Here is a 1,862-nt window from a genome sequence, read left to right on the forward strand (position 1 = left end):
GCGTGGCGGTTTGACACCCCTGACCTGGTGCAGCGAGTGCTGGGCACGGCTCGTGACGGGACCCACCCCACCGGAACCTGCTGTTTCAAGCCAAAAGCAGCTCGGCTTCGCCGTCGCCTTGGCTCGCCTTCGGCATTGCCCTGCTCAGCCGACCAGCGAGCCTGCCAGCGGGGAGCGGTCTGCCTTCCACAGCACGCAGAGGATCTCCTGGCGGCCTGGGGCCGACGCGTCGTTCCAGGCCTCCCACTCCTTCTGGGTGGGGATCAGGCCGGTGAAGCCGAGGGCGTCCTTCGCCTTCGGTTCGATCACCTTGAACTGCTCGGTGCAGTAGTTCTTGGTGAACTCGGTGAAATAGTCCACGCCGGGGTACGGGGTGTCCTTCGGCTTGTCCCACAACGGGGTTGCGGCGGCGAAGAGCTGGATGCCGTGCGGGCCGTCGCACGGCACGTTCGAGCGCACCCCTGAGCCCTGGGTCAGGAAGTCCTTCGCGCACTGCGTGCCGGAGAGGTTCCACTCGGGCACGTCGCCGCCCCGGCCGAACGTGGCGATGCGTCGTGATGGCAGCGGTGCGCCTACCGGTAGTGCGGCGGCGTCGGTCCACTCCGTGGAGTTGGCGTCGTTCGGCGTGGAGCTGTTGCCCGGGTTCTTCTGCGCGTTGTTGCCGGTGTCGTCGGGCTTGAAGGCGACGTAGGCGCCGAACGCCGCGCCTGCCAGCAGCACGGCGCCCGCCGCGATCGCGATGACCTTGACGGCGGTCTTGTTCTTCTTCCCGGGGGACAGCTGCTGGGTCGTCACCGGCGATGCCGTGCCCTGCACGATCGCCACCAGCAGTTGGCGGGCCTGGGCCGCGGTCATCCGGCGGGCCGGGTCCACCGTCAGCAGGCCGTGGATCACCTGGGCCAGCGCGGGTGAGGACCGGCGCAGCACCGGTGGCTCGTTCATGACGGCGTGCAGCGTCGACGCGGTGGACGTGCGCTCGAACGGGCTGATGCCCTCCACCGCGTGCGCGATCGTGACGCCGAGGGCCCACAGGTCCGACGCCGGCGAGGCCTCCCAGCCGTGCAGGCGGTCCGGCGACATGTAGGCGGGCGAGCCGACGATGCCGCCGTTGGTGGTGAGCCGCGGGTCGTCGGTGGCCTGCGCGATGCCGAAGTCGGTGAGCTTCACCGCGCCGTCCGGCCGCACCATGATGTTGCTGGGCTTCACGTCTCGGTGCACGATCCCGGCCGCGTGGGCGGTGTCGAGCGCGCCGAGCACCTGCAGCGCCACCCCGGCCATCCAGGTGGAGTCGCGCGGTCCGTGCCGCTGCACGACGGTGGCGAGGTCGGCCGCGTCGACGAGCTCCATGGCGAGGTAGATGCGCCCGTCCTCGCGGATCACGTCGTGCACCGTCACGACCGCGGGGTGGTTCAACCGGCCCGCGGTCCGCGCCTCGCGGAGCATGCGCTCCTCCAGCACGGCGAACTCGCTCGGGTTGATGCCCTGCGGCGGGTGCAGCTCCTTGAGCGCCACGGGCCGGCCGAGCAGCTGGTCCTGGGCACGCCACACGACGCCCATCGCACCGCGGCCGAGCTCGGCCAGCAGTGTGTAGCGGTTGGCGACGACTCGCTGCTGTTGCTGCACGGACTATCCCTTCTGGACGCCCCCAGATGCGGCGAGCCTACCGACGCAGGTGTGAGCGCTCTCCCCTCGGGCACGTCCGCGGAGACGTCCGGGTTCAACGGGTGATCTGCGGCGGAGGCCTCCGCCGAGCTGTTCTCCGAGGTCGGGCACCGCTTTCCGGAACCGGCCGGGGCCGTACGTGCCGCCGCGGCCGCGTGCGGGAGCGCGTCTCATTTCGTCGGCCGGGCGCAGGAGAACGG

Annotated in this window: 1 protein-coding gene; it reads right to left on the minus strand. The window is 70.8% G+C overall.

Going from position 1 to position 1,862, the window contains the following annotated elements; translation table 11 throughout:
• Positions 1–144: 144 nt before the first annotated feature.
• A complete protein-coding gene (locus ACFWGZ_RS40770) occupies positions 145–1,623 on the minus strand; it encodes a serine/threonine-protein kinase (protein ID WP_382456937.1) in 1,479 nt (492 codons plus the stop codon).
• Between the last annotated feature and the right edge of the window lie 239 nt (positions 1,624–1,862).

Origin of the sequence: Lentzea sp. NPDC060358 (assembly GCF_042725365.1) — a bacterium.
In the GTDB taxonomy this organism is placed as follows: Bacteria; Actinomycetota; Actinomycetes; order Mycobacteriales; family Pseudonocardiaceae; genus Lentzea.